The organism is Rhizobium sp. Root1334, from assembly GCF_001426665.1.
Lineage (GTDB): Bacteria > Pseudomonadota > Alphaproteobacteria > Rhizobiales > Rhizobiaceae > Pararhizobium.
The window spans coordinates 1,231,327-1,257,196 of the sequence record NZ_LMEY01000001.1 but is presented as its reverse complement, the minus strand read 5'-3'; the positions used below and the strand labels follow the sequence as shown (position 1 = coordinate 1,257,196).

Sequence of the window (25,870 nt, the reverse complement as noted above, 5' to 3'; positions counted from 1 at the left end):
ATGGAGAACGAACTTTTCGAGGCAGCCCGCGAGGCGATGGAAAAAGCCCATGCGCCCTATTCGAAGTTCCCCGTCGGCGCTGCCATCCGCGCCGAGGATGGCCGGATCTATACCGGCGCCAATATCGAGAACCTGTCCTTTCCGGAGGGCTGGTGCGCCGAGACGACTGCGATCAGCCACATGGTGATGGCCGGACAGCGCAAGATCGTCGAAGTCGCTGTCATCGCCGAGAAGCTGGCACTTTGCCCCCCCTGCGGCGGCTGCCGCCAGCGGCTTGCGGAGTTTTCCGGGGCCAGCACCCTTATTTTCCTTTGCGATGAAACGGGTGTGAAGAAGACCTTGTCGATGTCGGATCTTCTGCCGCACTCCTTCGAGACCGAGGTTTTTGGATGACGGCCGCTGCAGATATGCTGAAGGCCAGGCTTGCCGGCCTGTCGCCACGCTACGGCATCGTGCTCGGCTCGGGCCTTGGATCGCTGGTTGATGCGGTCACGGATCCCGTGCGGATATCCTATGCCGATATACCGGGCTTTCCGATCAGCGCCGTATCGGGCCATGCCGGCGAGCTGGTTGCTGGCAGGATCGGCGGCGTTCCGGTTATCGTCCTCTCAGGCCGGGTGCATTTCTACGAGCGTGGCGATGCCAATGCGATGCGCACGCCGATCGAGACATTGAAGGCGCTCGGCGTCGAAACGTTGATCCTCACCAATTCGGCCGGATCTCTGCGGGAAGACTTGCCGCCGGGCTCGGTGATGCAGATCACCGACCATATCAATTTCTCCGGCACCAGCCCGCTGATTGGTATCGACAGCGATGATCGCTTCGTCGGCCTCACGTCGGCTTACGATCCGGGCCTTGTCGAGCGCATGCGCGCTGCGGCGATCAAACTGGATATTCCGTTGGGCTCAGGGGTTTATATGTGGTTTTCCGGCCCCAATTTCGAAACGCCGGCCGAAATCCGCATGGCCCGTATTCTTGGTGCGGATGCCGTCGGCATGTCGACCGTACCGGAAGTCATTCTTGCCCGGTTTTTCGGTCTGAAGGTTGCAGCCGCCTCGGTTATCACCAATTTCGGAGCGGGCATGACGGGCGGCGAACTCAGCCATCACGAGACCAAGGACATGGCCCCCATCGGCGGCAAACGGCTGGCTTCAATCCTTGCGGAAATGATCTCCGCTTAGCCTGACCAGGCTTTCACAGTTGCAGTGGCGCGCAAGACGGGTTTGCGCGGCCGTCTCAAGCGTATAGAACAACCATTCGTGACCGGTCGCAGCTCCGCTCACGATTGATCGCGATCTAGAAATGGACGGACACCATGATGCTTGAAGCTTCCAATCGCCAGATAGCCGCACTAGCGCTGTCCCTGTTGGATCTCACCGACCTGACGGACGACTGCACACCCGAGGCGATTGAAAAGCTCTGCGCCTCTGCCCGTACGCCGCATGGACATACGGCAGCAATCTGCATCTGGCCGCGCTTTGTTGCCCAGGCGCGAGAAATTCTTGGGTCCAGCAGCGCTGTTAAGATCGCAACGGTCGTCAATTTCCCTTCGGGTGAATTGCCTGTCGAAACCGTTGTCGCCGAAACGCAGCAGGCGATTGCCGATGGCGCCGACGAGATCGATCTGGTCATCCCCTACCGCGCCTTCATGGCGGGCGACGAACAGGCCGTCCGCACGATGATATCCGCCGTGCGGAAAGCTTGCCCGGCGCCTGTCGTGCTCAAGACTATCCTTGAAACCGGCGAGTTGAAGGATCGCGGTCTGATCCGCAACGCATCCCATATCGCCATCCAGGAGGGCGCTGATTTCATCAAGACATCGACCGGCAAGGTTGCTGTCAACGCAACGCTCGAGGCGGCGGATATCATGCTCACCTGCATCCGCGAAAGCGGCCGCAAGGTTGGCTTCAAGCCGGCCGGTGGGGTTCGCACCGTTGGCGATGCCCGCCTCTACCTCAATCTTGCTGCGACGATTCACAGCCCGGACTGGCCGATGCCCTCGACGTTCCGCTTCGGTGCCTCCGGCCTGCTCGGTGATATCCTCTCGGTACTGGACGGTCGCGAGCCGGTGGCCGGCGCGACGGCCTATTGATCATGATCCCGCAGGAGGTCATACGGCGAAAGCGGAACGGCGAGACGCTCGACAAAGCCGATATCGCCGGTTTTATCCGTGGCCTCACGAACGGATCGATCTCCGAAGGACAGGTAGCGGCCTTTGCCATGGCCACCTGGTTCTCCGGCATGAACCTTGAGGAAACGGTGGCGCTGACCCTTGCCATGCGCGACAGCGGCGACGTGCTGTCCTGGGTCGATATCGGCCGGCCGGTTGCCGACAAACACTCGACAGGTGGTGTTGGCGATAACGTATCGCTGATGCTGGCACCGATCGTCGCCGCCTGCGGACTGGCCGTGCCGATGATTTCCGGGCGCGGCCTTGGCCATACCGGCGGCACGCTCGACAAGCTGGAATCGATTTCGGGCTACGATATCAAGCCCTCGGAAGCACTTTTCCGCCGGACCGTTCAGCAGGCCGGTTGCGCCATCATCGGCCAGACGGCCGATCTGGCACCGGCCGACCGGCGGCTCTACGCCATCCGCGATGTAACGGCGACGGTTGATTCCGTGCCGCTGATCACCGCCTCCATACTGTCAAAGAAGCTGGCAGCGGGACTGCAGTCGCTGGTGCTGGACGTCAAGATCGGCAATGGCGCCTTCATGGTCGGGCAGGAGGAGGCGGAGACGCTGGCCCGCTCGCTGGTGGGTGTCGCCAATGGCGCTGGCGTCAAGACGACGGCGCTGATCACCGATATGAACGAACCCCTGGCCGATGCCGCTGGAAACGCGGTGGAAATCGAAAATTGCGTCGCCTTCCTGCGCGGCGAAAAAGCCGGGACCCGCCTTGAGGCGGTGGTGATGGCCTTCGCGGCGGAGATGCTGATGACATCCGGTTTCGCGGCCAGTCCCGCAGAGGGCACTGATCTTGCTCGCCAGGCGCTGGGCACCGGTGCAGCGCTGGAGCGGTTTGGCCAAATGGTTCACTTGCTCGGCGGTCCGGCTGATTTCATCGGCCGGCCGCATGCTTACCTGGTGAAAGCGCCGGTCATTCTGCCCGTCGAAGCGCCAATTGAGGGGTATCTTCAATCCTGCAATGCCCGCGATGTCGGGATGGAGGTCATTGCACTCGGGGGAGGCCGGACACGGCCGGACGAGGCGGTCGATCATCGTGTCGGTTTCAGCGGCTTGAAACCGCTTGGGACAAGGGTTGAGAAGCGTGAACCTTTCGCCTTTGTTCATGCGGCCAGCGAAGATCAGGCATTGAAGGCGCGTGCCCGGCTACAGGAGATCTACAGGATCGGCAGCGACGCGTTGCCGGAACGGCCGGTGATTGTTTCCAAGATCAGCGGGTAAGGTGCAGCGCACCGTCCTCGACCTTGTAGGACGAGAGCTTGGTAAGAAAACTCATGCCCACCAGCATGCCTGACAGCGATTTGTCGGGCAGGACCATCGCCTGGACGTCCTTGACCGCAATCGTGCCGATCTCGACACGATCCAGCATGACGACGGCAGCCTTGACGATGCCATTGGCGGTATTAACCCTGGCGTCAAAGGACAATGAAGCTGTGGAGACGCCCAGCCTCCGTGCCGTCGATACATTGATGGCAACGACGCTGGCGCCCGTATCGACCAGTCCGTCCGCCTTGCGGCCATTGATGGTGAATGTTCCTGAAAAATGCCCGCCGGGACCCGGCTGCAGGATCACACCTTTGCCACCGGCATACTTCGCCGGGCTTACCTGGGCCGGTTTAACGGCGGTGCCGGTTTGCGGTCGATCGAGATAGGACGTGGCAAGGTTCGGCACTATCATGGCGGCGGCAGCGATGCCTCCTGCAAAGACAGCCATACGAACCAGCATCGATCGACCCCCGTAAGTGAAACCTCTCCACAGCTAAGCACGAAGCTCGCTAACAGGATGCAAAAAGCCGCCGGGTTTTCCGGCGGCCGCCTGTCGAGTTTTGAATCTGGTTAAGGAATCCGCAATGCCCGGTCAGCCCTGCCGTCTGCCGAGTTTGTGTCAGACCGGCCGTTTGGCTTACTTCGTGCCGTACATCCGGTCACCGGCATCACCGAGACCCGGCACGATATAGCCCTGCTCGTTGAGGTGGCTGTCGATCGACGCGGTGAAGATCGGCACATCCGGGTGCGCGGTCTGGAAATTCTTGATGCCTTCAGGGGCCGCCAGCAGGCAGAGGAACCGCAGGTTTTTCGCGCCGCGCTCCTTCAGCTTGTCGATGGCTGCAATCGACGAGTTGCCTGTCGCCAGCATCGGATCGACGACGATCACCAGACGTTCGGACATCGCTTCCGGCGCCTTGAAGTAATATTCGACCGCTTCCAGCGTTTCATGATCGCGGTAGACGCCGACATGCGAGACGCGGGCGGAGGGGACCAGTTCCAGCATGCCTTCGAGCAGGCCGTTTCCGGCGCGCAGGATGGACGCAAAAACCAGCTTCTTACCTTCGAGAACCGGCGCCTGGATGGTCTGCATCGGCGTTTCGATGGTTTCCATCGTCAGCTCGAGGTCGCGGGTAACCTCGTAGCAGAGCAACGTGGATATTTCGCGCAGCAAGCGGCGGAACCCCGCTGTCGAGGTTTCCTTCTTGCGCATGATGGTCAGCTTGTGCTGCACAAGCGGGTGATTGATGACTGTAACGCCGTCCATGGCCAAGCCCTCCTGCGGGATCTGGATTTTAAATCCTTTTTTCACGGAAAGGCGAGACGCCGCAAGGCCAGAACGGCGCTTTACGGCGTCATCCCCAGCCCGAGCGGTCCAAAGAGCGGCGCGGGGCTTTAAAGAGAAGCCAGGAGACGCGCGCGTGTCGGCTCATCGACAAAAGCCGCCTCGATCGCCGTGCGGGTCATGCCATTGATCTGCTCGTCGCTAAAGCTCATCACCTGCGAGGCGATCTCGTATTCCTGCTTCAGCGATGTATGGAAAAACGGCGGGTCGTCGGAGTTGAGCGTCACCCGGCATCCGGCCTCATGAAGTGCGCGCAACGGATGCGCGGCAAAATCCGGGAAGACCTGCAGCGACACGTTGGAGCCCGGGCAGGTCTCCAGCACCACGCCTTCGTCTGCGATCCGCCTGACCAAATCTGCATCCTCGATGGCGCGGACGCCGTGGCTGATGCGCGATGGGCGGACATGATCGAGCGCATCGCGCACGCTGAAGGCGCCCGCCATTTCGCCGGCATGAATGGTCAGGCCGAGACCGCAATCTCGGGCAATATCGAAGGCGCGAGAGAAATCGGCGACCGTGTGCATGCGCTCGTCGCCGGCGAGGTTGAAGCCGGTGACTAGCGGATGTTCGCGCTTGGCCGCATAGAGCGCTGTCCGCTCGGCGGCCTCCGGCCCCATGTGGCGGATGATGGTGATGATCATCCGGCCTTCGATGCCTGTCTTTTCCTTGGCTGCGGCAATACCGGCGGCAAGCCCGCGGATATAGGCATCGCTGCCGATGCCGATCGTGTTGCCGTGATCGGGCGAAACGATGATCTCGCTGTAGATCGTGCCCGCCTGTGCAAGCTCGGTCAGATAGGTCTCGGCCAGAAGCGCATAATCCTCTTCCGTGCGGAAAAGTTCGGCAACGGCGTCATAGCATTTCAGGAATTCGCTGAAATTGGCCCAGACATAGGCCCCGTCCTTGATGATGCCGCTGATGTCGACATTGTATTTTTTCGCCATGATCAAAGCGAGTGCCGGCTGCGCGGCGCCTTCGATATGGCAATGCAGTTCGGCCTTCTTCAGATATGCGGTCACAGAAAACTTCTCCCATGCAGACCCGGGGCAAGGCCCAGATGTTTGGCGATCGTCTCTCCAATCCCGGCAAAGCTCGGCAGAACGCCGATCGAGCGGGTGCGGATGCCGGGGCCGAAGACGAGGATCGGCACGCGTTCACGCGTATGATCGGTGCCGCGCCAGGTCGGATCACAACCATGGTCGGCGGTCAGGATGACGATGTCGCCGGGTTTCAGCTTGCGGTCCAGATCCGGCAGCCGCTGGTCGAAGGCTTCAAGGGCGGCGGCATAACCCGGCACATCGCGGCGATGGCCGTAGAGCATGTCGAAATCGACGAAATTGGTGAAAACCAGATCGCCGTCCTCAGCTTCATCCATGGCTTTCAGTGTCGCCTCGAACAGCTCCATATTGCCATTGGCCTTGATCGTGCGGCCAATGCCCTGATGGGCGAAGATATCGGCGATCTTGCCGACAGCGTGCACGGTACGCCCGGCTTCCTTCAGGCGATCGAGGAGGGTCGGCTCGGGCGGCAGCACGGAGTAGTCGCGGCGGTTGCCGGTGCGGACGAAATCCTTTGGCGTGCTGCCGACGAAGGGCCGGGCTATGACGCGGCCGATATTGTAATCGTCGAGCAGCCGGCGCACGACCTGGCAGAATTCCAGGAGCCGTTCGAGGCCGAAGGAGTGTTCGTGCGCGGCGATCTGGAAGACGGAATCCGACGAAGTGTAGCAGATCGGCTTGCCGGTCCGCATATGCTCTTCGCCATATCGCTCGATGATGTCGGTGCCGGAGGCATGGCAATTGCCGAGAATACTGGGGACACCGCCTTCGCGGCAGATCGCTTCGACCAGTTCGACCGGGAAGGCGTCACCTTCGGCGGGGAAATACCCCCAGTCGAATCTCACCGGTGTCCCGGCAATTTCCCAGTGGCCGGAGGGCGTATCCTTGCCGCGCGAGACTTCGCTTGCAGCACCGTAAAGTCCGAACACGCGCTCCGGCAACGGCATGCCGGCAGGCAGGCGTTTGTTGGCGAGCTTTGCCGCATGCAGCAGGCCGAGCGCCGACATGTTGGGGAGCGTCAGTGGCCCTTCGCGCAGGCCCTCGCGGTCACCGGCGCCAGCCGCGCAGAACTCGGCGATATGGCCGAGCGTATCGGCGCCATCGTCACCAAATTCGACCGCGTCCGGCGCCCCGCCAATGCCGAAGGAATCTAGTACGAACAGAAAGGCACGCGCCATAAACCACCCAATATGCTGCCGGAGAGACAGAACAAATATATGGTTTCATTCCACGCGATCACAGCGGGACTGAAACCGCGCAGAAATACTCCGGCGCGGCACATATTGCAATTGGCCAGATCGCTGGCGGATTTCGGTTAAGATTGGAGCGGCGTGTTTTTACTTGAAGACCGGGCAATCGCCGCATGTTATCTCGGCACCGACGCGCTGGCGGAAATAGGCGGTGCTGGAAATATCGATGCTATTGACCGCGCTTGCGGAGAGCCCCGGTGCAAAGAGCAGGATCTCATGTGGAACGACCAGTTCCGATCGCACGATAAAGGTATCTACGGCAGAGATATCGCTCGGCATGGTGACGACAGAGTCCTTCTTGTAAGGGGCAGTGCCCGCCTGATCATAAGACCAGGCCACTTTGCCGACGCCGGGGCCGGTCATCTTGATACCAGTCATTTTCAGTTTGTAATTGGCCATTCCAAAAGGAGACATGACGCTATTCGCGACGGCTTTCATGCCCTCGAGAGTGGTTTTGTCGACGCTTGGCATTTGAGTCAGCACGTCGGCCACGGTGCTTGAGGCGCGCGCCACTTTCCGGGAGACATTAAAGCCGACCGAGATTTCGAAGCAACCGATATAGGCCATGATCAACAACGGCGCGATGATCGCGAATTCGATTGCACCGGTTCCCTTCCGGTCTCGCCAAAGCGCCCTGAAGGCCTCCAGTTTCCAGCAGAACAATGCCTTATGGTAACGCATGGCCTGCTCCTCAGTAGCTTTCGGTGCGGAAGGCCGATGTTGCCACCATCAGGTAGTCGTTCGGCATACTGGTTCCGGCGGGGCGTAAATTGGTGATGTAGGGGCGGACGAGATCGGTGATGACTTCCCAGCGATAATAGGCACGGACGATAGTGATTGTCGTCGGCCCACCCGGTGTAAACTGGAAGCCGGATGTGTCGAGATCGCCGTTCTTTCGCGGGAGAGCGTTCGGAATTTTGGAGAAATCCGCAAAGCTTCGCACATCAATGAACAGTTTTGACGGCGTCTTAGCCTCGGTCGCCGAGCAGGTCATGATCACCGAAATCTCGGCGCAGAAGGCTTTGCGGAAATCTTCTTTGGTGGTGTTGGTGGCGGTAATCTGGCCGGTTCGCACCTTGCGGGCCATGTTTTCGGTCGCATTGGCGAGGAGTTGTTCGGCCGTGAACGCCGTAAATGTCTCAAGCGAGGCGAAGATGACCATCATGAATGGCAAGGCGAGAAGGGCGAATTCAATCGCCGATGTGCCGGACTTATCTTTGAATAAACGCCGCAGCGGGCCGCGGGTGCGCCTAGAGCCGTCAATCTGACCAGCCGCAGTCTCTTCACCATGGTTGTTGAACATTTCGCCATTCCGCAATGCGCCATACGATGAGGCATATTAGGAAGCGACTGTTGATATTTCGTATGCAATGGTGAGAATAATTTGAATGGAAACCCTTACCGGATGATAAGGATTGGCGGCCAGATCTTACCCCCGGTTACGGCGTTCATGCCGTTGCCCCTGGCGCTCATCGTTGTATGCGCCACTTGCAGATACTGGCCTTCAGTTTGCAACCGTTGTCTTTTGCGTTGCGTGCTCTTCGCAATTGGGTGTGCAGGAAAGTACCGAGCGGACCGTCTGGCGATAGACACGCACCGTATTGCCTTCGTCGATTGAAACCAGAATGCGCTCGTCGACGATCGCATTTCCATCCGTATCGAGAATGACAAGGTTCGTCGTTCCGAAAGAGCGCCCTGTCAGAACGATGGTTTTCGCATCCGCTACAGTGGCATCGGCGACATCGGAATTGCCGATGATGACCTTGCTGACTGGCCGGTCGAGCTTAAGTACACGCGCCTGATTCATGAAGACATTCAGCATCTCGTCGGCTGCGGTCGCCGGAGGCGCCAAAAATGAACCGATAAAAGCCGGAATTGCGAGGGCCGCAGTCAGCAACCGCACGCTGATGGCTGTGTTTTGCAATTTCATGGCTTTTTCCTGACGATGTGATTTCCCAAGCATCCTATGGTTTGGTGAATGAAGCGTTAAATCGATGTTGTCGGTGACACTCAAAAGTGCACATCATGCTCAAGCAACGAGGGAAGCTGGAGAGAGCTGGCATTTTATACTTTGGGTTATTGGATTTTTCACCATGAAACCGGGTGTCAACTGTTAACGCGACGGTAACTCTTTTCTTTAAGCGAATTGAAATTCACGCTCTGTAGGTTCTGCTCATCCGATCAACGGAAACAGTTGGCGGAAGTGCTGAACAAACAAGTGAAGTAGGAGAGATACCATGACCAAGACTTTCGCACGTTTCATGAAGGATGAGTCCGGCGCGACCGCGATCGAATACGGCCTGATCGCTGCCCTCATCTCTGTTGCCCTGATCGCCGGCGCAGGGGCGCTTGGCTCGCAGTTGAACACGACCTTCGAAGGCTTGAAAACCACACTGGAAAACAATCAGCCGTCGTAACGCTTTAAATAGTTTGATTTTGAGAAAGCCGCTCCCGGTGGAAGCGGCTTTTTTATTGCGGCTGCATGAATGTTCTTTCGCAGCGTTGTTTCAACTTTTTTAAGTGCAGTAGCGTAGATTGAAATCAGCAATTTGGAGAGCGGGATGGCACAGGCTATTATTTTTGTAATCGTGCCGCTTTGCCTGGCTATCGCAGCCATCTGCGATCTGCTGACTATGACGATCCCGAACCGGGTGCCGGCAATCCTGTTGGGTGCATTTGTGCTTGTCGCGCCTCTTGCGGGGCTTAGCCTGCCGGTGATCGGCATGCATCTGGCAGCCGGCCTGATCGTTTTCGCCGTGTGCTTCGCCCTGTTTGCTATGAACACCATGGGTGGTGGCGATGCCAAGCTCTTGACGGCAAGCGCTGTCTGGTTCGGCCTCAATTTTTCGCTGATTGAGTTTCTCGTTTATGTGTCGTTCTTCGGCGGTGTTTTGACAATCCTGATCCTGATGTTGCGCGGCCGCGAAAATACGATCCTGGCGTCCGGGCTTCCGGTTCCGCATTTGCTGTTCACAGCCAAGAAGATTCCCTATGGCATAGCCATCGGGTTGGGGGGCTTCCTTGCCTATCCGTCATCGCCGCTGATGATGGCCGCGCTTGCCCGGTTGCATTAATCTCTTCGTTTCATTCTGAACCGGTGGTGTCCGCTTCGCGGTACATCTGAAATGATTTTTGCGCCTTTTTGAGGCGAACCATTTGTTAACCACGAATGTAAGTGGTCCGTTAACCATAATTACACCAATTCCTGATCAATCTGCGGCGGGCATATTCTCGGGCTGCAGGGAAAGATCATGAAACCGGTGCGCGTTATTATTCTGGCAGTGGCTGTCGCATCGGCAGGACTGGCCGGGTTCCTGGCACTCAAGCTGACCAGCGGCAAGACCGTGGTCAGCCGAGCCGCGCCGGTGATCGAGCGCGAGCCGACCGTCAACGTTCTGGTGGCCAGCAAGAGCCTGCCCGTGGGATCGAGGCTCGATCCGGATGCCGTGCGCTGGATTTCCTGGCCCAAAAACGGTGTCGTCGAAGGCCTGATCACCGAAGAGCTTCGTCCGAACGCTGTCACTGATCTCCAGGGCGTCGTTGTCCGCTTGCCGATTTTTAACGGTGAGCCGGTGCGGCAGGAAAAGATCGCGGATTCGTCGAGCCGGATCATGTCGTCGCTGCTGCCGGCCGGCAAGCGCGCTGTTGCAACCGAAATTACCGTAGCGACCGGCGCCGGCGGGTTCATTCTGCCGAACGACCGCGTCGACGTCATCATGGTGCGCAAGAATGACGACAATTTCCTAACCGAAACCGTTCTCAGCAACGTCCGCGTTCTCGCCATCGATCAGCAGGTCGAGGAAAAGGAAGATGGCTCCAAGTCAGTCGTCGGGACGACCGCGACGCTGGAACTGACACCGGATCAGTCGAAGGTCATGACGGTCGCCCAGCAGATGGCAGAACGCCTGTCGCTGGTGTTGCGCAGCGTCGCCGATGCACAGGAGCCGGATACGATCGGGGCTGATTATCTGCTGAGCGGTGACGGACGGCCCTCAATTCAGGTCATCAAGTCGGGCTCTATCGTCAAGAGCGATGACAGCTCATCCATGGTTCAAGCGAAATGATGTGTGAGCGGGAGCGGAACGTGAAGCGGATCGGAAACAAATTTCGGAGCTCTGTCGCAGGTGGGTTGGCCTTTTGCCTTGCTTTTTCAGGCATGCCAGCTGGAACCTTCGTTGCGGAAGCAGCGTCGCAGTCGCTTGTACGCATCGTCGATAGTGGACCAGGGGTCAAGAAAACCATCAAGCTGGGGCTGAACAAGGCTGTTGTCGTCGATCTGCCGACCGACGCGCACGACATCCTTGTCGCCGATCCGGCGCTGGCGGATGCCGTGACACGAAGCTCGCGCCGCATCTATCTGTTCGGAAAGATGGTCGGCCAGACCAATATTTTCGTATTCGGTCCGGGTGGCGAGGAAATTGTCAGCCTCGACCTGGAAGTCGAGCGTGATATTTCCGGCCTTGAAGCCAACCTCCGCCGCTTCCTGCCGGATTCCGACATCAAGGTCGAAATCATCTCCGACAACATCGTTCTGACGGGCACGGTTCGTACGCCATTGGATTCCACGCGCGTCGAGGAGCTTGCGCAGGCCTTCATCAAAGGCGGTGAGGCAACGACGCGCAATATCACCGCACAGGGCAACAATGGCGACGCCGACATCTTTGCCGAGCGCCGTCAGATTTCGCAGATCGTCAATCTTCTCCGGATCGATGGTGAAGACCAGGTGATGCTCAAGGTTACGGTGGCGGAAGTTTCCCGCCAGGTGCTCAAGCAGCTTGGCTTTAGCGGCTCGATCAAGAGTTCGACCAGCGGCAACGGCATCACTTTCCGCAATCCGGCGAATCTCGGCAACGCGGTCAACGCTTTCGCCTCGCAGATCAGCGGTTCCATCGGTTCCGGATCTATGGGCTTTACCAGTTATTTCAATGCGATGGAGCAGGCTGGCGTAATGCGAACGCTGGCAGAGCCAAGCCTCACGGCGATTTCCGGCAAGAAGGCCAGTTTCTCCGTCGGTGGCGAATATCGTCTGCCGTCCGAGCAGGAAATCGATGATGAGGGTACCCTTAGCCGAACCGTCGAAACCGTCGAGTATGGCATTGGCCTGGATTTCACGCCGGTCGTTCTGGGGCCGGGCCGCATCAGTCTGGAAATTGCAACCGAGGTTTCGGAGCCGACATTCGAGGGATCGGTCGTCAACGGCAACGCGGTCAATGTCCCCGGCCAGACCTATATGTCGATCCGCCGCCGCAAGGCATCCACCAGCGTCGAGCTTCCTTCCGGCGGCTCCATCGTTATCGGTGGTCTTGTCCAGGACGATATTCGTCAGGCGATGTCGGGCCTGCCAGGCGTTTCGAAGATTCCGATTTTCGGCACGCTGTTCCGCTCGAAGGATTTCGTCCGCAACGAAACGGAACTCGTCATCATCGCGACGCCTTATCTGGTCCAACCGGTCGCGCGCGGCGACCTGTCGCGCCCGGATGACAATTTCAATCCGACCGACGATCTGTCGAGCGCGTTTCTCGGCGAAGTCAATCGTATCTACGGCACCCGCCAGGCAGCCCCCACCGGGCAGTATCACGGCAATGTCGGCTTCATTTACAAGTAGGTGGGAGCGGACATGACAACGAAGATCATCCTGAACCGCGATATGAAAAGGCACACGATCATGCGGCCAAACATTTTTGCACGCCCGGCCCGCCTCGCACGCCTGATAACCATTGGCGCCCTGCTGGTTGCCGGAACCAGCCTTGCCGGCTGCGCCAACCGTGACAACATGTCCACGGGTGCCCTGCCTGACGATTACCGGACACGCCACCCGATCGTGATCGCCGAAGCCGAGCATGCAATCGATGTGCCGGTGGGGTCCAGCGACAGGCGCCTGACAGCCGGTGCACGCGACGTCATCCGCGGCTTCGCGCAGAGTTATACCAATTCCTCTACGGGCACGGTTCAGATCCTGGTGCCGCGTGGGTCCGCAAACGCCGAGGCTGCATCATCGCTGCGCAAGGATATCCGAGGCGCTCTGGTCGGGGCTGGAGTGCCTGCCAACCGGTTGGTCGAGGTCACTTATCAGGCCGAGCCCTATGGCGATGCGGCACCGGTGCGGCTGAGCTATACGGCGATTACCGCAAAGACCGCGCCCTGTGGCAACTGGCCGAAGGATCTGGTCGTCAACACGATCGAGAACAAGAATTACGAGAACTTCGGTTGCGCCAGCCAGGCTAACCTCGCGGCACAGATTTCCAATCCGCTGGATCTCCTCGGTCCGCGCGCCATGTCGCCGATCGATGCGGTACAGCGCGGTCAGGTGATCAAGGACTATCGCGGCATCGACAGTGGTGACGATGGCGGCACTACGATCAACTTCAACTGACGCGTCCGGCCGGTTTGACGGGATAGAACGATGAGCACGATTGACTACAAGATTGAAACAGCCTCGGGTGAACCGGATGGCTTTTCCGATGCCGTTCGCCCGAGTGATGTCGATCACCTGCGGCCGCTCCCGCGGATATCTGTCCATGCTTTCTGCGAGACCGAGGCTTTGCAGCGGATGATGGAACGGTGCGGCCAGGACCGGCGGATGAGCAAGGTCACCTTCAGGGTCAACAGCGGTTCGATCGCCGCTGCTGCCAACATGTTCTCCGCGACACCGACACCCAACCTGATTATCATTGAAACGTCAGCCGAACCGCGCTCGCTGATGCAGGAGCTGGCACCGCTTGCCGCGGTCTGCGACCCCAGCACCAAAGTCATCATCATCGGCCTTTACAACGATATCCCGCTTTACCGCGACCTGATCCGCAACGGCATCTCCGAATATATCGTTTCACCGGTGGTCATGTCCGACGTGCTTGGTGCCATCGCGGGAATCTTCGTCGATCCGGAAGCCGAACCGTTGGGCCGCAGCATTGCCTTTATCGGCGCCAAGGGCGGCGTGGGGTCCTCGACGCTGGCGCATAATTGCGCCTGGGGTATCTCCAACCTGTTTTCCACCGAGGTGGTTCTGGCCGATCTCGACCTGCCGTACGGCACCGCCAATATCAATTTCGATCAGGATCCGCCGCAAGGTATCTCCGAAGCAGTCTTTTCTCCGGAACGGCTCGACGAAATGTTTCTCGACCGGCTTTTGACGAAATGCTCCGAGCGGCTATCGCTGCTTGCAGCGCCGTCAATGCTTGATCGGCCCTATGATTTCGACGCGACGGCCTTCCAGCCGTTGATGGAAATCCTGTTGCGCAATGCTCCGGTCTCCGTGCTCGATGTACCGCATCAATGGTCTGATTGGACCCGCACGGTGCTGGCGGAGGCGGACGAGGTGGTAATCACCGCAGTGCCTGATCTCGCCAACCTGCGCAATGCCAAGAACCTGTTCGATTCGCTGAAGAAGATCCGGCCGAACGACAAGATGCCGCATCTGGTGCTCAATCAGGTCGGACTGCCGAAGCGACCCGAAATATCGCCGAACGATTTCTGCGATTCCCTTGAAGTCGAGCCGGTTGCGATCATTCCGTTCGACGTCGTCCTGTTTGGTAATGCCGCCAATAGCGGCCGGATGATTGCCGAGATCGACAAGAAAGCACCGACGGCCGAGACCTTCTCGCAGCTTGCCCATCTCCTGACGGGTAGGGCAACAGCCAAGAAAGCCAAGAAGGGTGGCCTTGGCAAAGTTCTCGGGATGCTTGGGCGCAAGTAACTGACAGTCAAACGGAAACCGGATTGAGCACATGTTTGGTAAACGAGGAAACGACGGCTTCGGAAAGGGTGGATCCATAGGCTCCACCATGCAACCGGCCACGTCCGTGGCGGTTGCCGAGCGTCCGAGCGCGCCGGTGCTTGCCGAACCCGTTCGCGAAACGATCCCTGTCAGTCGGGCGGTGCCGGCTCCTCCGCCGGCCCGCAAGAAAGCCGCCCGCACAGAGGATTACTACGATACCAAGTCCCAGGTATTCTCGGCGCTGATCGATACGATTGACCTCTCGCAGCTCGCCAAGCTCGACAACGAGAGCGCACGTGAAGAAATTCGCGATATCGTCAACGATATCATCACGATCAAGAACTTCGCGATGTCGATCTCAGAGCAGGAGGAACTGCTTGAGGATATCTGCAATGACGTTCTCGGCTACGGTCCACTGGAGCCGCTTCTGGCACGCGACGATATCGCCGATATCATGGTCAACGGCGCAGGCCAGACCTTTATCGAAGTGAACGGCAAGACGATCGAATCCGAGGTGCGGTTTCGCGATAATGCCCAGCTCTTGTCGATCTGCCAGCGTATCGTCTCCCAGGTTGGCCGTCGCGTCGATGAATCCTCGCCGATCTGCGATGCCCGTTTGCCCGACGGTTCCCGTGTCAACGTCATCGCCCCGCCGCTTGCGATCGACGGCACGGCGCTCACCATTCGCAAGTTCAAGAAGGACAAGCTGAAGCTCGACCAGTTGGTCAAGTTCGGTGCCATCACGCCGGAAGGTGCCGTTCTTCTCCAGATCATCGGCCGCGTTCGTTGCAACATCGTTATCTCCGGGGGTACCGGCTCCGGCAAGACAACGCTTCTGAATTGCCTGACCGGGTATATCGATCTCGAAGAACGCGTTATCACCTGCGAGGATACGGCCGAACTGCAGCTGCAGCAGCCGCACGTGGTTCGTCTTGAAACCCGCCCGCCGAACATCGAAGGCGAGGGCGAGATCACCATGCGCGATCTGATCAAGAACTGCCTGCGTATGCGGCCCGAACGCATCATCGTCGGCGAAGTCCGCGGACCGGAAGTCTTCGACCTGTTGCAGGCGATGAATACCGGTCACGACGGATCGATGGGTACCATCCACGCCAACACGCCGCGCGAATGCCTGAGCCGTATGGAATCGATGATCGCCATGGGCGGCTTCACGCTTCCGGCAAAGACCGTACGTGAAATCATCGCCGGCTCCATCGATGTCATTATTCAGGCCACACGTCTGCGTGATGGCTCCCGCCGCATCACCCACATTACCGAAGTGATCGGCATGGAAGGTGACGTGATCATCACGCAGGACCTGATGCGATACGAACTGGAAGGCGAAGACGCCAATGGCAAGATCATTGGCCGGCACAAGTCGACAGGGATTGGCCGCCCGCATTTTTGGGATAGAGCCCGCTATTTTAACGAGGACAAACGGCTGGCCGCGACGCTCGACGCGATGGAAAAGGACTGAGGGTCTTCATGTTCGGAATAGACATCACCATTCTGGCGATCGTTGGTCTCGTCGCGCTTTCGACGGCCGGACTAGCCTATGGAATTCTGTTCACGCGCATAGAGACTGAAAAGAAAGCCGAAAGCCGCGTCCGCAAGGTCACATCCGCCGAAACCGACAGGGTTCAGATCAAGGCCGCACGCGACCGCGTGAATGAAATGTCCAAACGGCGGAAATCCGTTCAGGATTCTCTGAAGGACCTTGAGAAAAAGCAGCAGGAAAAATCGGCCAAGGCAAAGCCGAGCATGAAGGTGAGGCTTATTCAGGCCGGCTTCAAGATCTCCATCTCGCAGTTCTACATCGCCAGTGTTGTTTTTGGCGTCATGGCCAGTTTCCTGGCGCTGATTGCCGGGATGAAGCTGCTGGTCATCACCGGGATTTTTCTCGTCGCAAGCGCCGGTTTTCCTCGCTGGTTTATCAATTTCATGGTCAAGCGGCGCGCCAAGGCATTCCTGACTGAGTTTCCGAATGCCCTCGACATCATGGTCCGCTCGATCAAATCGGGCCTGCCGTTGAACGATGCCATCCGCCTGATCGCCAACGATGGCAGGGAGCCGGTCAAGACCGAGTTCAAGCGCATCATCGAGGCACAACAGGTCGGCCTGAGTGTTCCGGAAGCCTGTGCACGGATGATCAACACCATTCCGCTGCCGGAGGTCAATTTCTTCGCCATTGTCATCGCCATTCAGGCACAGGCCGGCGGCAATCTTTCCGAGGCGCTCGGCAATCTTTCGAAGGTGTTGCGTGAACGCAAGAAGATGAGGGCCAAGGTTCAGGCACTGTCGATGGAAGCCAAGGCTTCGGCCTGTATTATCGGAGCGCTGCCGTTCATTGTTATGCTGCTGGTTTACCTCACATCACCGGATTACATGATGATTCTGTTCACGGATCCGCGCGGGCATCTCATCATGGCCTGTTCAGGGGTGTGGATGTCCATTGGCATCTGGGTCATGCGCAACATGATCAGTTTCGACATCTAGGAAAGGGTCCGGCATGAGCGAGGACATGATCAGTACCCTGACAAATCCGAACATTATTGTCGCCTTCCTGGTGGCGGTGGCGGTACTGGCGACGTTCTATTCGCTCGCAGTTCCATTTCTGGATCGAGGGAATCTGGAAAAGCGGATGAAGTCTGTCGCGACCGAGCGGGATGCGATCCGGGCACGAGAGCGCGTGCGCTTGAATGCAGAGATTGGCGCCGGCAAGGCATTGCTGCGATCACAGAACAACACGTCAGTCCGCCAACTCGTCGAGAAGCTCAATCTGCGCAAGGCGCTTGTCGATGAGAATACGGTCAATCGGTTGAAGTCGGCCGGATACCGGTCGCAGAACGCGCTGAACATGTTTCTCGTGGCTCGCTTTTGCCTTCCCTTCCTGTTCCTTGCCGTGGGTGCCTTCTATATTTTCTTTTTGGGCTACCTTGCCGAAAAGCCATTCACCATTCGGCTTCTGGCAGTCATCTGCAGTGGGTATCTCGGTTTTTATGCGCCGAACATCTTCATTTCCAATGCCGTAAACAAGCGCCAGCACTCGATCCGCAGGGCATGGCCGAATGCGCTGGACCTGACGTTGATTTGTGTGGAATCGGGTGTTTCGCTGGAACTCGCCATGCGGCGCGTGGCCGATGAAATTGCCGACCAGTCAGCGCCTTTGGCAGAAGAACTGGTCCTGACCACTGCGGAGCTTTCGTTCTTGCCGGAACGGCGTGTCGCGCTGGAAAATCTCGGTCTCCGGACAGGGATCGACGACGTGAAATCAGTCGTGCAGGCCCTGATACAGGCTGACCGTTACGGTACTCCGATCGCCCAGGCCCTGCGTGTGCTTGCCCAGGAAAGCCGTGACCAGCGCATGAACGAGGCGGAAAAGAAGGCTGCGGCCCTACCGCCGAAACTCACCGTGCCGATGATCCTGTTCTTTCTGCCCGTGCTGATCGCCGTCATTCTCGGCCCTGCTGGTATCCAGGTTTCCGACAAGTTCTGATCCGGCTCTTTGGCAAGCATCAAAGCACGGCAAAAGATGGAAGTGCGCAATCCGCATTTTACGTGCGGCCGTTCTCTGTCCTGTCGAATGGGAGCGGAGGGCGCGGCTGGCCCGCAGCCCATCAACCTTCGGCGCGGGGAACGTATCGCCGCCTGAGGGCTATATTCTATTGCTTGTTTATGACGGCGCGCCCGGGGGGGCTGCTCGAAAACAGCAAGGGCTCAGTTCGTGCCCTTGTCGTCCTTGGCCAGTTTCTGCCAGGCGTTTTGCTGCGACATGATCGAACGCAGATATTTGACATTGGCCTCGGCCTGGTCCGGCGAAAGCTCCTGACGGGCGATCTGTTCGGCTTCTGGGAAGCGTCCCTGTAGACCGATGGCGAGCGCCAGATTCTGGCGCACGCTGCTGTCTGCGCCGGGCTGGCTGACGGCTGACTTCAGATAGGTCTCGGCGGTCTTCAAATCCTTGTTCAGCAGATAGGACATGCCGAGATTGGACAGAACCGTCGGCTCGTTCGGTTGAATGTCGAGCGCCTCCCGGTAACGCTGGCGCGCTTCGCCGGCGCGGCCAAGCTGGTCGAGGATCGCGCCTTCGGCTGATTTCAGCTTCCAATCCGGCCGGTCGGGGGTTTGGGCGCGTGTAACCGTGTTCAGAGCCTGCTCAAGCTGACCCGCGGCGGCCTGCGACTTTCCATAGGCGGCAAGGACCTCGCGGTCGGTGGGGAAGTTGATCGCCACTTGCTGCATTACGGCCAGCGCCTGGTCGTTGCGGCCGGTCATGCGCAGCATGTTGGCATAGTTCAGGCCGGCGGCGCGATCTTTGGGATTCCGCTCATAGGCCTTGCCGATGCTTTCGGCTGCCGCTGAAAGCTCGGTGGCGTTCATCGACTGGACAGGTTTGGAGAAATTGGCGGAGGGGATGGAGCCTGTCGTCAGCTCCTTCTTCTGTGTGCCGCAACTGGCCAGCGTCACGGAAAGGATCACCATCGCAGTTCCTCGCAGGAAGCGGCTGCTCGAAAAAGACGTCCGTCCGTGTGAATTCATTGCCAATGCCCCTCAGCATTTTCTCAAGCACCGGACAAAAAACCCAACATATCGGCGCAATCTTCACTCCAGCAATAATCTGTTAACCCTAACAGAGCGTTAATCGAGTGATTCTGCACCGCTTCTTCCGAAGGATTTCCATGGCCCCCTATCAATTCATCGACCGTCCGTCGCCGTTCAATACCAGCGGCGGCAAAACCCTGCCGATCTTCGCGGTAACACCGGCCCATATCGATATCGGCGCCATCGATCCCATCGCGCTCGACTGGGCCCGCAAGGCTGGTTTCAAGGCAGAGTCCGGCGCTGTGCTCTTGATCCCTTCCGAAGACGGCCATCTTGGGGGTGCATTGTTCGGCTTGGGCGCTAATCCTTCGGAAGCGCCGTTTCTGACCGGTAAGCTGGCGCGGACATTACCGGCTGGAAAATGGCATATCGAGACCGCGCCATTGACGGCAAACCGGTTAGCGCTGGGCTACGGTTTAGGCTCGTACAGCTTCGACCGGTACAAGGCTGCGAGTAAGGAAGCACCGACCCTGATGATTCCGGCCGATGCCGATGCCGCCGATATCAAGCGGCAGCTCGCAGGCGTCTTCCTTGCCCGTGATCTGATCAACATGCCGACCAACGACATGGGGCCAAATGCGCTGGAAGAAGCGTTCCGGGCGCTGGGAGAATCCTACAAGGCCCAGGTCTCCGTCGTTTCAGGCGACGATCTGCTGAAGCAGAATTTTCCGCTGATCCACACGGTTGGCCGCGCCAGCGCCGAGGCGCCGCGGCTGCTTGAAATGCGCTGGGGTAAGAAAGGTCACCGCAAGGTGACGCTGGTCGGCAAGGGCGTTTGCTTCGATACCGGCGGTCTCGATATCAAGCCGGCGGCTTCCATGCTTTTGATGAAGAAGGACATGGGCGGCGCTGCCAATGTCATGGGCCTTGCCCTGATGATCATGGATGCCAAGCTGAAGGTCGATCTGCGCGTGCTTGTGCCCGTGGTCGAGAATTCGATCTCCGCCAATGCGTTCCGCCCGGGCGATATCTACCGCAGCCGCAAGGGCCTGACGGTGCAGATCGACAACACCGATGCAGAGGGCCGGTTGATCCTTGCGGATGCGCTGGCCTACGCAGACGAAGAAGACACCGACCTGCTGATCGACATGGCGACGCTGACGGGTGCTGCCCGCGTCGCGCTTGGTCCCGATCTGCCGCCGTTCTACACCGACGACGAGGATCTGGCCCACGACCTGACGGAATCGAGTCTGACGGTTGATGATCCCATGTGGCGCATGCCGCTCTACAAGGGCTATGAGAAGGATATCTCGGCTCGTATCGCCGACCTTACCAACGCCCCATCGGGTGGTATGGCCGGTTCGATTACCGCGGCTCTTTTTCTCAAGCGCTTTGTGACCAATGCCAAGAGCTGGGCGCATTTCGACATCTTCGGCTGGACACCGGCCGAGCGTCCGCATTCGCCGCTGGGTGGCGAGGCACAAGCCATCCGGGCGCTGTATCATCTGATCGCCAATGGGAAGAAATAGCCGGTCCTCTTGAAAAAACATGCCCCTGTCCATGCGAACAGGGGCATGCCTCCAACAAAGCCGAAGGATCTCGGTCCTATTCGTTGATCAGCCGCTTCAACAGCTCGATCTCATGCGACAGCTTGGTATCGCCGGTGATCAGGTCCTCGATCTTACGGACTGCATGCAAGACCGTGGTGTGATCGCGCCCGCCAAAACGGCGGCCGATTTCCGGAAAGGAGCGGGGGGTCAGCGTCTTTGCCAGATACATGGCGATCTGGCGCGGCTTGACGATGACGCGGGTGCGGCGGTTGGACACCAGTTCCTGGCGCGACACGTTGTAGTGCTTGGCAACAACGCGCTGGATGTCCTCGATGCGCACGCGGCGCGGCTCGCCGGCATTGACGAGATGGCCGAGCAATTCATCGACACGTTCGATCGACAGATGTGGCTCAAAAGAAAGCCGGAAGAGCAGTTGGTTGAACGCGCCTTCCAGTTCACGGCCGCTGGCGGTGATATTGCGGGCGACATGGCCGAGAATATTGGCAGGAATGTCGAGCGACGGGTCGTCCAGGCGGGCGACTTCGAGGCGGCGCTTGAGGATTTCGAGACGCATCTCATAGTCCGGGCCTTCCATCTCGATCGCAACACCGCCCTGTAGGCGCGAGCGGACGCGCGGATCGAGCGATTCCAGCTCCCACGGCGCACGGTCGGCAGCAACGACGACCTGCTTGGCGCTATCGAGCAGCATGTTGAGAAGATGGCAGAATTCATGCTGGATCGACTTGCCCTGCAGGAACTGCATGTCGTCGATGACCAGGAGATCGATGTTGCGCAGGGTTTCCTTGAGCGACAGCGCATCATTGTCGCGAATGGCTGTTGCGAAACGCCACATGAAATATTCGGCTGTCAAGTAGACGACGCGCGGAGCGCGGGCGCTCTGGATCGCAGCGGTGGCGATTGCCTGCAGAAGATGGGTCTTGCCGAGGCCGACCGTCGAATGAATGAACAGCGGGTTGAAGCGCACGGCACCGGCGCCGGCTTCGGCGATCGTCTTGGCGGCGGCAAGAGCGACGCGGTTCGAGGAACCCTCGACGAAGCTTTCGAATGTGTAGCGTGAGTCCAGCGGCGAGCCGAACAGGGGACCTGCGACGGGCTGCGGCTTCTGCAGATTGCCGACCGTAGCGGCCGCATGCTGGCCGAGCGTCTGCGGTGCAGAACGGCGCGAAGAGGCGGGTGCTACCGCATCGCTCTGGCTTGCCTGGGGGGCATCCTCGTGGAGGCCGGGCCGGGTGCTGCGTGTTGCGCTGCGCACCACGATCTCTACCTTCAGGATTTCAGCGTCTTCCTGCTGAAAAATGGTGGTGATCAGGTCAAGATAACGGTTGTTGATCCAGGACTTCAGGAAGGTCGTTGGAACGGACAGCCGCACGACACTCTTGGAAACGGATTGCAACTTCAACCGGCCGAACCAGCTGGCAAAAACATCAGGGCCGACCTGGGCCTTCAAACGCGCACTCACCCGTTCGAAAAGTGCGCTCTGCATCATGTCGCCCTTTTCCCCCGTCGTTCCGTCGGATTGTTTTACCGAAATCTGGCGTGAATTCTCCCCGTTCTCAAATACGATCGCCGCCGTTACCGAATTACCAAGCATATTGCCGCCTTCCAATATCATTCCGCGACGCCGCCATTGCTGCCGGCGTCAGCCTTTATGTCTGTCTCGTGCGGCCCTTTTTCAAAGGCATGCCGCCCAATTCAAACGCTCCCCGTACCATGAGAGGAATCCTCATCCTCCTCTCGTGGTCCGGTTTCGTGCAAAATCCATTTGGCAGAACCAAACGGATGTCCCGCTTGCACAGTGTATTCCAAGCGTCCGGTCAGGCCTCGTGTCCTTTCCGGGTCCGCCAATGTCTGACCAGCCTTCCCGACCCTCGTTAAAAGAAGGACAGGCCAGTTTGCTGATAATGCGTCCTCATCCGCATATCGGCCGCCGTCTCCTCACCGCGCAGCAAAAGCTGCGATGCGTATCGTACGGCGTATCGGGTACTCTCAACCGCCTGCAACCGGAAGTCGCAGAATGTCGTTCTGAGCAAGCAGATGCCCAGCTGAAAACGCTCTATGCTGATTGATGGAACGTTGTGGAACCACCCCGTTACAAAAGGCTTAAGTGAAATTGCGCCGCCTGTTGAAAGGCTGCCTTCTCATCTTGTCCACAGGTATGTCCTGCGCCTTCTGTGGAGGCATTTAGGCAGGATCGTGTGACAAGATCAATCGCGATTTTTAACACTTGGGAAGGACCGGGCGTTGACTCTCATAGCGTGTCCTGCATGGACGATAGCCCGGCGGAAGAGAATCGCTTTTGAATCAAGGGCTTTGAATTTCGGACTGGAACTTAGCTGGCGAAAAACAAAAAAAATAAAAAATTTCTTGACTCGTTTAGAGCCCCGAGATGCCCCCGCGAGAGGCGGGTGAGTCTGAATGTCCTCCCGCAAGCATCTGATTTTATTTAAAAATTTCTGTCATTGCGGTGACATAATAAGTTGCACAAGGATTAACCATCAGTGTGCCGGAAGTTTGAATCTGAAAAGCCCGGTCATGGACCGGGCTAATGCATTGACGATATTTTAATAAGCCGGCTTAAGCCGAAAGCGACTTTACGCGGTTCGCAAGACGCGAAACTTTGCGCGATGCCGTGTTGGCATGCAGCACGCCCTTGGTGGCGGCGCGCATCAGTTCCGGCTGGGCTGCCTTCAGGGCAGCCTGAGCGAGAACCTGGTCGCCGGAAGCGATGGCTTCTTCGACCTTGCGGATGAAGCCGCGAACGCGCGAACGGCGGGACTTGTTGACTTCCGTGCGGCGGGCGATCTTGCGGGTCGCTTTTTTCGCCGAAGTTGTATTGGCCATTTGGTGTCTCTCTTCGAAATCTGACAAAAACTCTCTACCGCCGTGCCGGGTCACTGCGACCTGTCGTCCAAGCAAGTAGGGAGCAATATCGGAAAACCTTGGAGCGGCTTTCCAAACTGTGGGCGGCATATAGCCTTAAACAGGCCTCCCGTCAACGCGATATTTTCGAAAACGCCGCGGAGGCGTGGCCTTCGCCAGCCGCACTATTTCTGGCATTTCGGGCAATAGAAGGTCGACCGTCCCGCCTGAACGACGCGCGCGACCGTCCCGCCGCATCCTGGCGTCCGGCAAGGCGCGCCTTCGCGATCGTAGACCGAGAACGAATGCTGGAAATAGCCGAGCGTCCCATCCGTCTGGATATGGTCGCGCAGTGACGACCCGCCAGCGGCAATGGCATCGGCAATGACCGCCCGGATCGCCTCGGTCAGCAACACAAGCGTTGCCTTTGGCTTGCCCTTGGCGTCCACCAGCGTGCCGGCGGCCCGTAGCGGTGATAGGCCCGAGCGCCACAAGGCCTCGCAGACGTAGATATTGCCAAGGCCGGCAATGTTCTTCTGGTCGAGCAGCGCCGATTTCAGCGGCTGAGCCTTGCCGGCAAAGCGGGCGGCCAGATAGGCGGCATCGAGCACGTTGCCGGTCGGCTCTTCGCCAAGTTCGCGGAAGAACGCGTGGCTGCTTAAAACGTCGCGCCGGGCCAGGTCCATGAAGCCGAAGCGGCGCGGGTCGTTATAGATGACGCGGGCAGGGCCGTTGGTGCCTTCCAGATGAAATACGACATGATCGTGTTTTTCGCTTTTGCCGCGCGGATGATGGAAATCGCCGGGTGTCTCAGGCGCTGCACCGTCTTCCACCCTGAAGGAGCCGGACATGCCGAGATGGGCGATGATCACGTTGCCGTCTTCAAGATCAATCAGAAGGTATTTCGCCCGCCGTCCGAGCGACAGGATGCGCCTTCCTGAGACGAGCGTTGCAAAATCGGCAGGGAAAGGAAAGCGCAGATCCGGCCGGCGCAGTTCGGCCCTGACCAGAAGCGCACCTTCCATTGCGGGCGTCAGGCCCCGCCTGACTGTTTCCACCTCGGGAAGTTCCGGCATTCACGTTTCCTCATCATCTGCCAATAGACCGGGATCATTTGGCAATTCCATTCGCAGCGCACATATCCTATAGCAGGCTCCACGGGCGCGAATGCCGCAGGCCGCAATCTGCCGCAGAGATAGCGTGGATGAAGCGAATTCGCTATGGTCGGCACAACAGCGATTGAATGGAGTAAACCTTGATGACTGGTGAGCGCACCTCTGCCGATGGCGGCATGGAAACCTCCTACGGGTTTCGCCAGGTTGGCCAGGGCGAGAAACAGGCGCTCGTCAACGACGTCTTCCACAAGGTTGCCAAGCGCTATGATATCATGAACGACGTCATGTCCATGGGCCTGCACAGGGCCTGGAAGGACGCGATGATCGCTTCGCTCAATCCCAGCCGCTCCGAAAATTACAAGGTTCTCGACGTTGCCGGTGGCACCGGCGACATCGCCTTCCGGATCGTGGAAGCCTCGGACCGCAAGGCGCATGCGACTGTCCTCGATATCAATGGCTCGATGCTGGCCGTTGGTGCTGAACGTGCTGAAAAGAAGGGCCTGTCGCCCAATCTCACCTTCGTCGAGGCCAATGCCGAGGAACTGCCGTTCGAAGCCAATTCCTTCGACGCGTATACGATCGCCTTCGGCATCCGCAACGTGCCGCGCATCGATGTGGCGCTGACCGAAGCCCACCGTGTCCTGAAGCGTGGCGGCCGCCTGCTGGTTCTGGAGTTTTCCGAAGTGGAAATGCCGTTGCTCGACAAGGTCTATGACGCCTGGTCGTTTAACGCCATCCCGAAATTCGGTCAGATGATCACCGGCGAGGCCGAGCCCTATCAGTATCTGGTGGAATCGATCCGCAAGTTTCCCAACCAGAGTGATTTCGCCGCCATGATCACCAAGGCCGGCTTTTCGCGTGTCACCTACACCAATTACACCGCCGGCATTGCCGCGCTGCATTCCGGCTGGAAGATCTGACGCATGATATCCATTCTCGTGAAGCGCTCTGAGGGGCTGCCCC

General features: G+C 58.7%; 26 protein-coding genes. 15 read left to right on the top strand and 11 right to left on the bottom strand.

The genetic code is table 11. The features are described 5' to 3' along the window. The 4 genes from ASD36_RS06085 to deoA all read left to right on the top strand — a co-directional run bounded on the left by ASD36_RS06085 (window position 1) and on the right by deoA (window position 3,408). Window positions 1-393, top strand: a complete 393-nt coding sequence (locus tag ASD36_RS06085; RefSeq protein WP_060501058.1) for a cytidine deaminase — start codon at window positions 1-3, stop codon at window positions 391-393. Then, entirely contained in the window at window positions 390-1,181 is a 792-nt protein-coding gene (locus ASD36_RS06080) for a purine-nucleoside phosphorylase (protein WP_060501056.1), read from the top strand. Before ASD36_RS06085 ends, ASD36_RS06080 begins: the two co-directional genes overlap by 4 nt. Window positions 1,182-1,318: 137 nt before the next feature. After that, the gene (gene deoC, locus ASD36_RS06075; protein WP_060501434.1) at window positions 1,319-2,092 is read left to right on the top strand and encodes a deoxyribose-phosphate aldolase; all 774 of its coding nucleotides are present in this window, start codon (window positions 1,319-1,321) and stop codon (window positions 2,090-2,092) included. Further along, window positions 2,089-3,408 (top strand): thymidine phosphorylase, encoded by a 1,320-nt coding sequence (gene deoA / locus ASD36_RS06070; RefSeq protein WP_060501054.1) that lies wholly within the window; start codon window positions 2,089-2,091, stop codon window positions 3,406-3,408. Before deoC ends, deoA begins: the two co-directional genes overlap by 4 nt. Here the strand turns inward: deoA and ASD36_RS06065 are convergent. The 7 genes from ASD36_RS06065 to ASD36_RS06035 form a co-directional block, all read right to left on the bottom strand. Next, window positions 3,398-3,913: a TIGR02281 family clan AA aspartic protease gene (locus ASD36_RS06065; RefSeq protein WP_060501052.1), complete on the bottom strand. Its 516-nt coding sequence runs from the start codon at window positions 3,911-3,913 to the stop codon at window positions 3,398-3,400. The genes deoA and ASD36_RS06065 overlap by 11 nt on opposite strands. A 177-nt stretch (window positions 3,914-4,090) precedes the next feature. Further along, window positions 4,091-4,720, bottom strand: a complete 630-nt coding sequence (gene upp, locus ASD36_RS06060; RefSeq protein ID WP_060501050.1) for a uracil phosphoribosyltransferase — start codon at window positions 4,718-4,720, stop codon at window positions 4,091-4,093. 128 nt (window positions 4,721-4,848) lie between these two features. Continuing rightward, window positions 4,849-5,817, bottom strand: a complete 969-nt coding sequence (locus ASD36_RS06055) for an adenosine deaminase (protein WP_060501048.1) — start codon at window positions 5,815-5,817, stop codon at window positions 4,849-4,851. Further along, window positions 5,814-7,034 (bottom strand): phosphopentomutase, encoded by a 1,221-nt coding sequence (locus ASD36_RS06050; protein ID WP_060501045.1) that lies wholly within the window; start codon window positions 7,032-7,034, stop codon window positions 5,814-5,816. The genes ASD36_RS06055 and ASD36_RS06050 overlap by 4 nt, the downstream gene beginning before the upstream one ends. Before the next feature lie 159 nt (window positions 7,035-7,193). Continuing rightward, on the bottom strand, window positions 7,194-7,787 hold the full coding sequence (locus ASD36_RS06045) for a TadE/TadG family type IV pilus assembly protein (protein ID WP_060501043.1): 594 nt from the start codon (window positions 7,785-7,787) through the stop codon (window positions 7,194-7,196). 10 nt (window positions 7,788-7,797) lie between these two features. Continuing rightward, a complete protein-coding gene (locus ASD36_RS06040; protein ID WP_060501041.1) occupies window positions 7,798-8,409 on the bottom strand; it encodes a TadE/TadG family type IV pilus assembly protein in 612 nt (203 codons plus the stop codon). A 201-nt stretch (window positions 8,410-8,610) separates the two neighbouring features. Next, window positions 8,611-9,036 (bottom strand): pilus assembly protein N-terminal domain-containing protein, encoded by a 426-nt coding sequence (locus ASD36_RS06035; protein ID WP_082511904.1) that lies wholly within the window; start codon window positions 9,034-9,036, stop codon window positions 8,611-8,613. A gap of 307 nt (window positions 9,037-9,343) precedes the next feature. On the opposite strand from ASD36_RS06035, the gene ASD36_RS06030 reads away from it, so the two are divergent. The 9 genes from ASD36_RS06030 (at window position 9,344) to ASD36_RS05990 (ending at window position 18,316) form a co-directional block, all read left to right on the top strand. Further along, on the top strand, window positions 9,344-9,523 hold the full coding sequence (locus ASD36_RS06030) for a Flp family type IVb pilin (protein WP_060501039.1): 180 nt from the start codon (window positions 9,344-9,346) through the stop codon (window positions 9,521-9,523). A 144-nt stretch (window positions 9,524-9,667) separates the two neighbouring features. Beyond that, a complete protein-coding gene (locus tag ASD36_RS06025) occupies window positions 9,668-10,180 on the top strand; it encodes a prepilin peptidase (protein ID WP_082511903.1) in 513 nt (170 codons plus the stop codon). Between the two features lie 177 nt (window positions 10,181-10,357). Further along, the gene (cpaB, locus tag ASD36_RS06020) at window positions 10,358-11,170 is read left to right on the top strand and encodes a Flp pilus assembly protein CpaB (RefSeq protein ID WP_060501035.1); all 813 of its coding nucleotides are present in this window, start codon (window positions 10,358-10,360) and stop codon (window positions 11,168-11,170) included. A 20-nt stretch (window positions 11,171-11,190) separates the two neighbouring features. Beyond that, window positions 11,191-12,711, top strand: coding sequence for a type II and III secretion system protein family protein (locus ASD36_RS06015; RefSeq protein WP_112834703.1), 1,521 nt, complete (start codon window positions 11,191-11,193; stop codon window positions 12,709-12,711). Between the two features lie 60 nt (window positions 12,712-12,771). After that, window positions 12,772-13,479 (top strand): CpaD family pilus assembly protein, encoded by a 708-nt coding sequence (locus ASD36_RS06010; protein ID WP_060501431.1) that lies wholly within the window; start codon window positions 12,772-12,774, stop codon window positions 13,477-13,479. Between the two features lie 30 nt (window positions 13,480-13,509). Next, the gene (locus ASD36_RS06005; protein WP_060501031.1) at window positions 13,510-14,799 is read left to right on the top strand and encodes a CpaE family protein; all 1,290 of its coding nucleotides are present in this window, start codon (window positions 13,510-13,512) and stop codon (window positions 14,797-14,799) included. A gap of 31 nt (window positions 14,800-14,830) precedes the next feature. Continuing rightward, complete coding sequence (locus ASD36_RS06000; protein ID WP_060501029.1) at window positions 14,831-16,297, top strand: CpaF family protein; 1,467 nt, start codon at window positions 14,831-14,833, stop codon at window positions 16,295-16,297. Window positions 16,298-16,305: 8 nt separating this feature from the next. After that, window positions 16,306-17,316 carry a type II secretion system F family protein gene (locus tag ASD36_RS05995; RefSeq protein WP_060501027.1) on the top strand — a complete coding sequence of 337 codons (1,011 nt, stop codon included), beginning with the start codon at window positions 16,306-16,308 and terminating at the stop codon, window positions 17,314-17,316. Window positions 17,317-17,329: 13 nt separating this feature from the next. Next, window positions 17,330-18,316 carry a type II secretion system F family protein gene (locus tag ASD36_RS05990; RefSeq protein WP_060501025.1) on the top strand — a complete coding sequence of 329 codons (987 nt, stop codon included), beginning with the start codon at window positions 17,330-17,332 and terminating at the stop codon, window positions 18,314-18,316. Window positions 18,317-18,537: 221 nt separating this feature from the next. On the opposite strand, the gene ASD36_RS05985 is transcribed toward ASD36_RS05990, so the two are convergent. Next, window positions 18,538-19,359 (bottom strand): tetratricopeptide repeat protein, encoded by an 822-nt coding sequence (locus tag ASD36_RS05985; RefSeq protein ID WP_060501023.1) that lies wholly within the window; start codon window positions 19,357-19,359, stop codon window positions 18,538-18,540. A 140-nt stretch (window positions 19,360-19,499) separates the two neighbouring features. Here ASD36_RS05985 and ASD36_RS05980 point away from each other — a divergent pair, with 140 nt between their 5' ends. Further along, window positions 19,500-20,891 (top strand): M17 family metallopeptidase, encoded by a 1,392-nt coding sequence (locus ASD36_RS05980; RefSeq protein WP_060501021.1) that lies wholly within the window; start codon window positions 19,500-19,502, stop codon window positions 20,889-20,891. 76 nt (window positions 20,892-20,967) lie between these two features. On the opposite strand, the gene dnaA is transcribed toward ASD36_RS05980, so the two are convergent. The 3 genes from dnaA to mutM all read right to left on the bottom strand — a co-directional run bounded on the left by dnaA (window position 20,968) and on the right by mutM (window position 24,868). After that, entirely contained in the window at window positions 20,968-22,419 is a 1,452-nt protein-coding gene (gene dnaA / locus ASD36_RS05975; protein WP_060501429.1) for a chromosomal replication initiator protein DnaA, read from the bottom strand. Between the two features lie 1,088 nt (window positions 22,420-23,507). Further along, window positions 23,508-23,774, bottom strand: a complete 267-nt coding sequence (gene rpsT, locus ASD36_RS05970) for a 30S ribosomal protein S20 (RefSeq protein ID WP_037104210.1) — start codon at window positions 23,772-23,774, stop codon at window positions 23,508-23,510. A 203-nt stretch (window positions 23,775-23,977) separates the two neighbouring features. Continuing rightward, complete coding sequence (gene mutM / locus ASD36_RS05965) at window positions 23,978-24,868, bottom strand: bifunctional DNA-formamidopyrimidine glycosylase/DNA-(apurinic or apyrimidinic site) lyase (protein ID WP_060501019.1); 891 nt, start codon at window positions 24,866-24,868, stop codon at window positions 23,978-23,980. A gap of 182 nt (window positions 24,869-25,050) precedes the next feature. Here mutM and ubiE point away from each other — a divergent pair, with 182 nt between their 5' ends. Then, complete coding sequence (gene ubiE, locus ASD36_RS05960; RefSeq protein WP_060501017.1) at window positions 25,051-25,827, top strand: bifunctional demethylmenaquinone methyltransferase/2-methoxy-6-polyprenyl-1,4-benzoquinol methylase UbiE; 777 nt, start codon at window positions 25,051-25,053, stop codon at window positions 25,825-25,827. Window positions 25,828-25,870: the final 43 nt, after the last annotated feature.

Bases quoted from the DNA above. Each gene is read 5' to 3' on its own strand.
- ASD36_RS06085 (WP_060501058.1), top strand. From the start codon at position 1: ATGGAGAACGAACTTTTCGAGGCAGCCCGCGAGGCGATGGAAAAAGCC.
- ASD36_RS06080 (WP_060501056.1), top strand. From the start codon at position 390: ATGACGGCCGCTGCAGATATGCTGAAGGCCAGGCTTGCCGGCCTGTCG.
- deoC (WP_060501434.1), top strand. From the start codon at position 1,319: ATGCTTGAAGCTTCCAATCGCCAGATAGCCGCACTAGCGCTGTCCCTG.
- ASD36_RS06065 (WP_060501052.1), bottom strand. From the start codon at position 3,913: ATGCTGGTTCGTATGGCTGTCTTTGCAGGAGGCATCGCTGCCGCCGCC.
- upp (WP_060501050.1), bottom strand. From the start codon at position 4,720: ATGGACGGCGTTACAGTCATCAATCACCCGCTTGTGCAGCACAAGCTG.
- ASD36_RS06050 (WP_060501045.1), bottom strand. From the start codon at position 7,034: ATGGCGCGTGCCTTTCTGTTCGTACTAGATTCCTTCGGCATTGGCGGG.
- ASD36_RS06045 (WP_060501043.1), bottom strand. From the start codon at position 7,787: ATGCGTTACCATAAGGCATTGTTCTGCTGGAAACTGGAGGCCTTCAGG.
- ASD36_RS06040 (WP_060501041.1), bottom strand. From the start codon at position 8,409: ATGTTCAACAACCATGGTGAAGAGACTGCGGCTGGTCAGATTGACGGC.
- ASD36_RS06035 (WP_082511904.1), bottom strand. From the start codon at position 9,036: ATGAAATTGCAAAACACAGCCATCAGCGTGCGGTTGCTGACTGCGGCC.
- ASD36_RS06030 (WP_060501039.1), top strand. From the start codon at position 9,344: ATGACCAAGACTTTCGCACGTTTCATGAAGGATGAGTCCGGCGCGACC.
- ASD36_RS06025 (WP_082511903.1), top strand. From the start codon at position 9,668: ATGGCACAGGCTATTATTTTTGTAATCGTGCCGCTTTGCCTGGCTATC.
- cpaB (WP_060501035.1), top strand. From the start codon at position 10,358: ATGAAACCGGTGCGCGTTATTATTCTGGCAGTGGCTGTCGCATCGGCA.
- ASD36_RS06010 (WP_060501431.1), top strand. From the start codon at position 12,772: ATGCGGCCAAACATTTTTGCACGCCCGGCCCGCCTCGCACGCCTGATA.
- ASD36_RS06005 (WP_060501031.1), top strand. From the start codon at position 13,510: ATGAGCACGATTGACTACAAGATTGAAACAGCCTCGGGTGAACCGGAT.
- ASD36_RS06000 (WP_060501029.1), top strand. From the start codon at position 14,831: ATGTTTGGTAAACGAGGAAACGACGGCTTCGGAAAGGGTGGATCCATA.
- ASD36_RS05995 (WP_060501027.1), top strand. From the start codon at position 16,306: ATGTTCGGAATAGACATCACCATTCTGGCGATCGTTGGTCTCGTCGCG.
- ASD36_RS05990 (WP_060501025.1), top strand. From the start codon at position 17,330: ATGAGCGAGGACATGATCAGTACCCTGACAAATCCGAACATTATTGTC.
- ASD36_RS05985 (WP_060501023.1), bottom strand. From the start codon at position 19,359: ATGAATTCACACGGACGGACGTCTTTTTCGAGCAGCCGCTTCCTGCGA.
- ASD36_RS05980 (WP_060501021.1), top strand. From the start codon at position 19,500: ATGGCCCCCTATCAATTCATCGACCGTCCGTCGCCGTTCAATACCAGC.
- dnaA (WP_060501429.1), bottom strand. From the start codon at position 22,419: ATGATGCAGAGCGCACTTTTCGAACGGGTGAGTGCGCGTTTGAAGGCC.
- rpsT (WP_037104210.1), bottom strand. From the start codon at position 23,774: ATGGCCAATACAACTTCGGCGAAAAAAGCGACCCGCAAGATCGCCCGC.
- mutM (WP_060501019.1), bottom strand. From the start codon at position 24,868: ATGCCGGAACTTCCCGAGGTGGAAACAGTCAGGCGGGGCCTGACGCCC.
- ubiE (WP_060501017.1), top strand. From the start codon at position 25,051: ATGACTGGTGAGCGCACCTCTGCCGATGGCGGCATGGAAACCTCCTAC.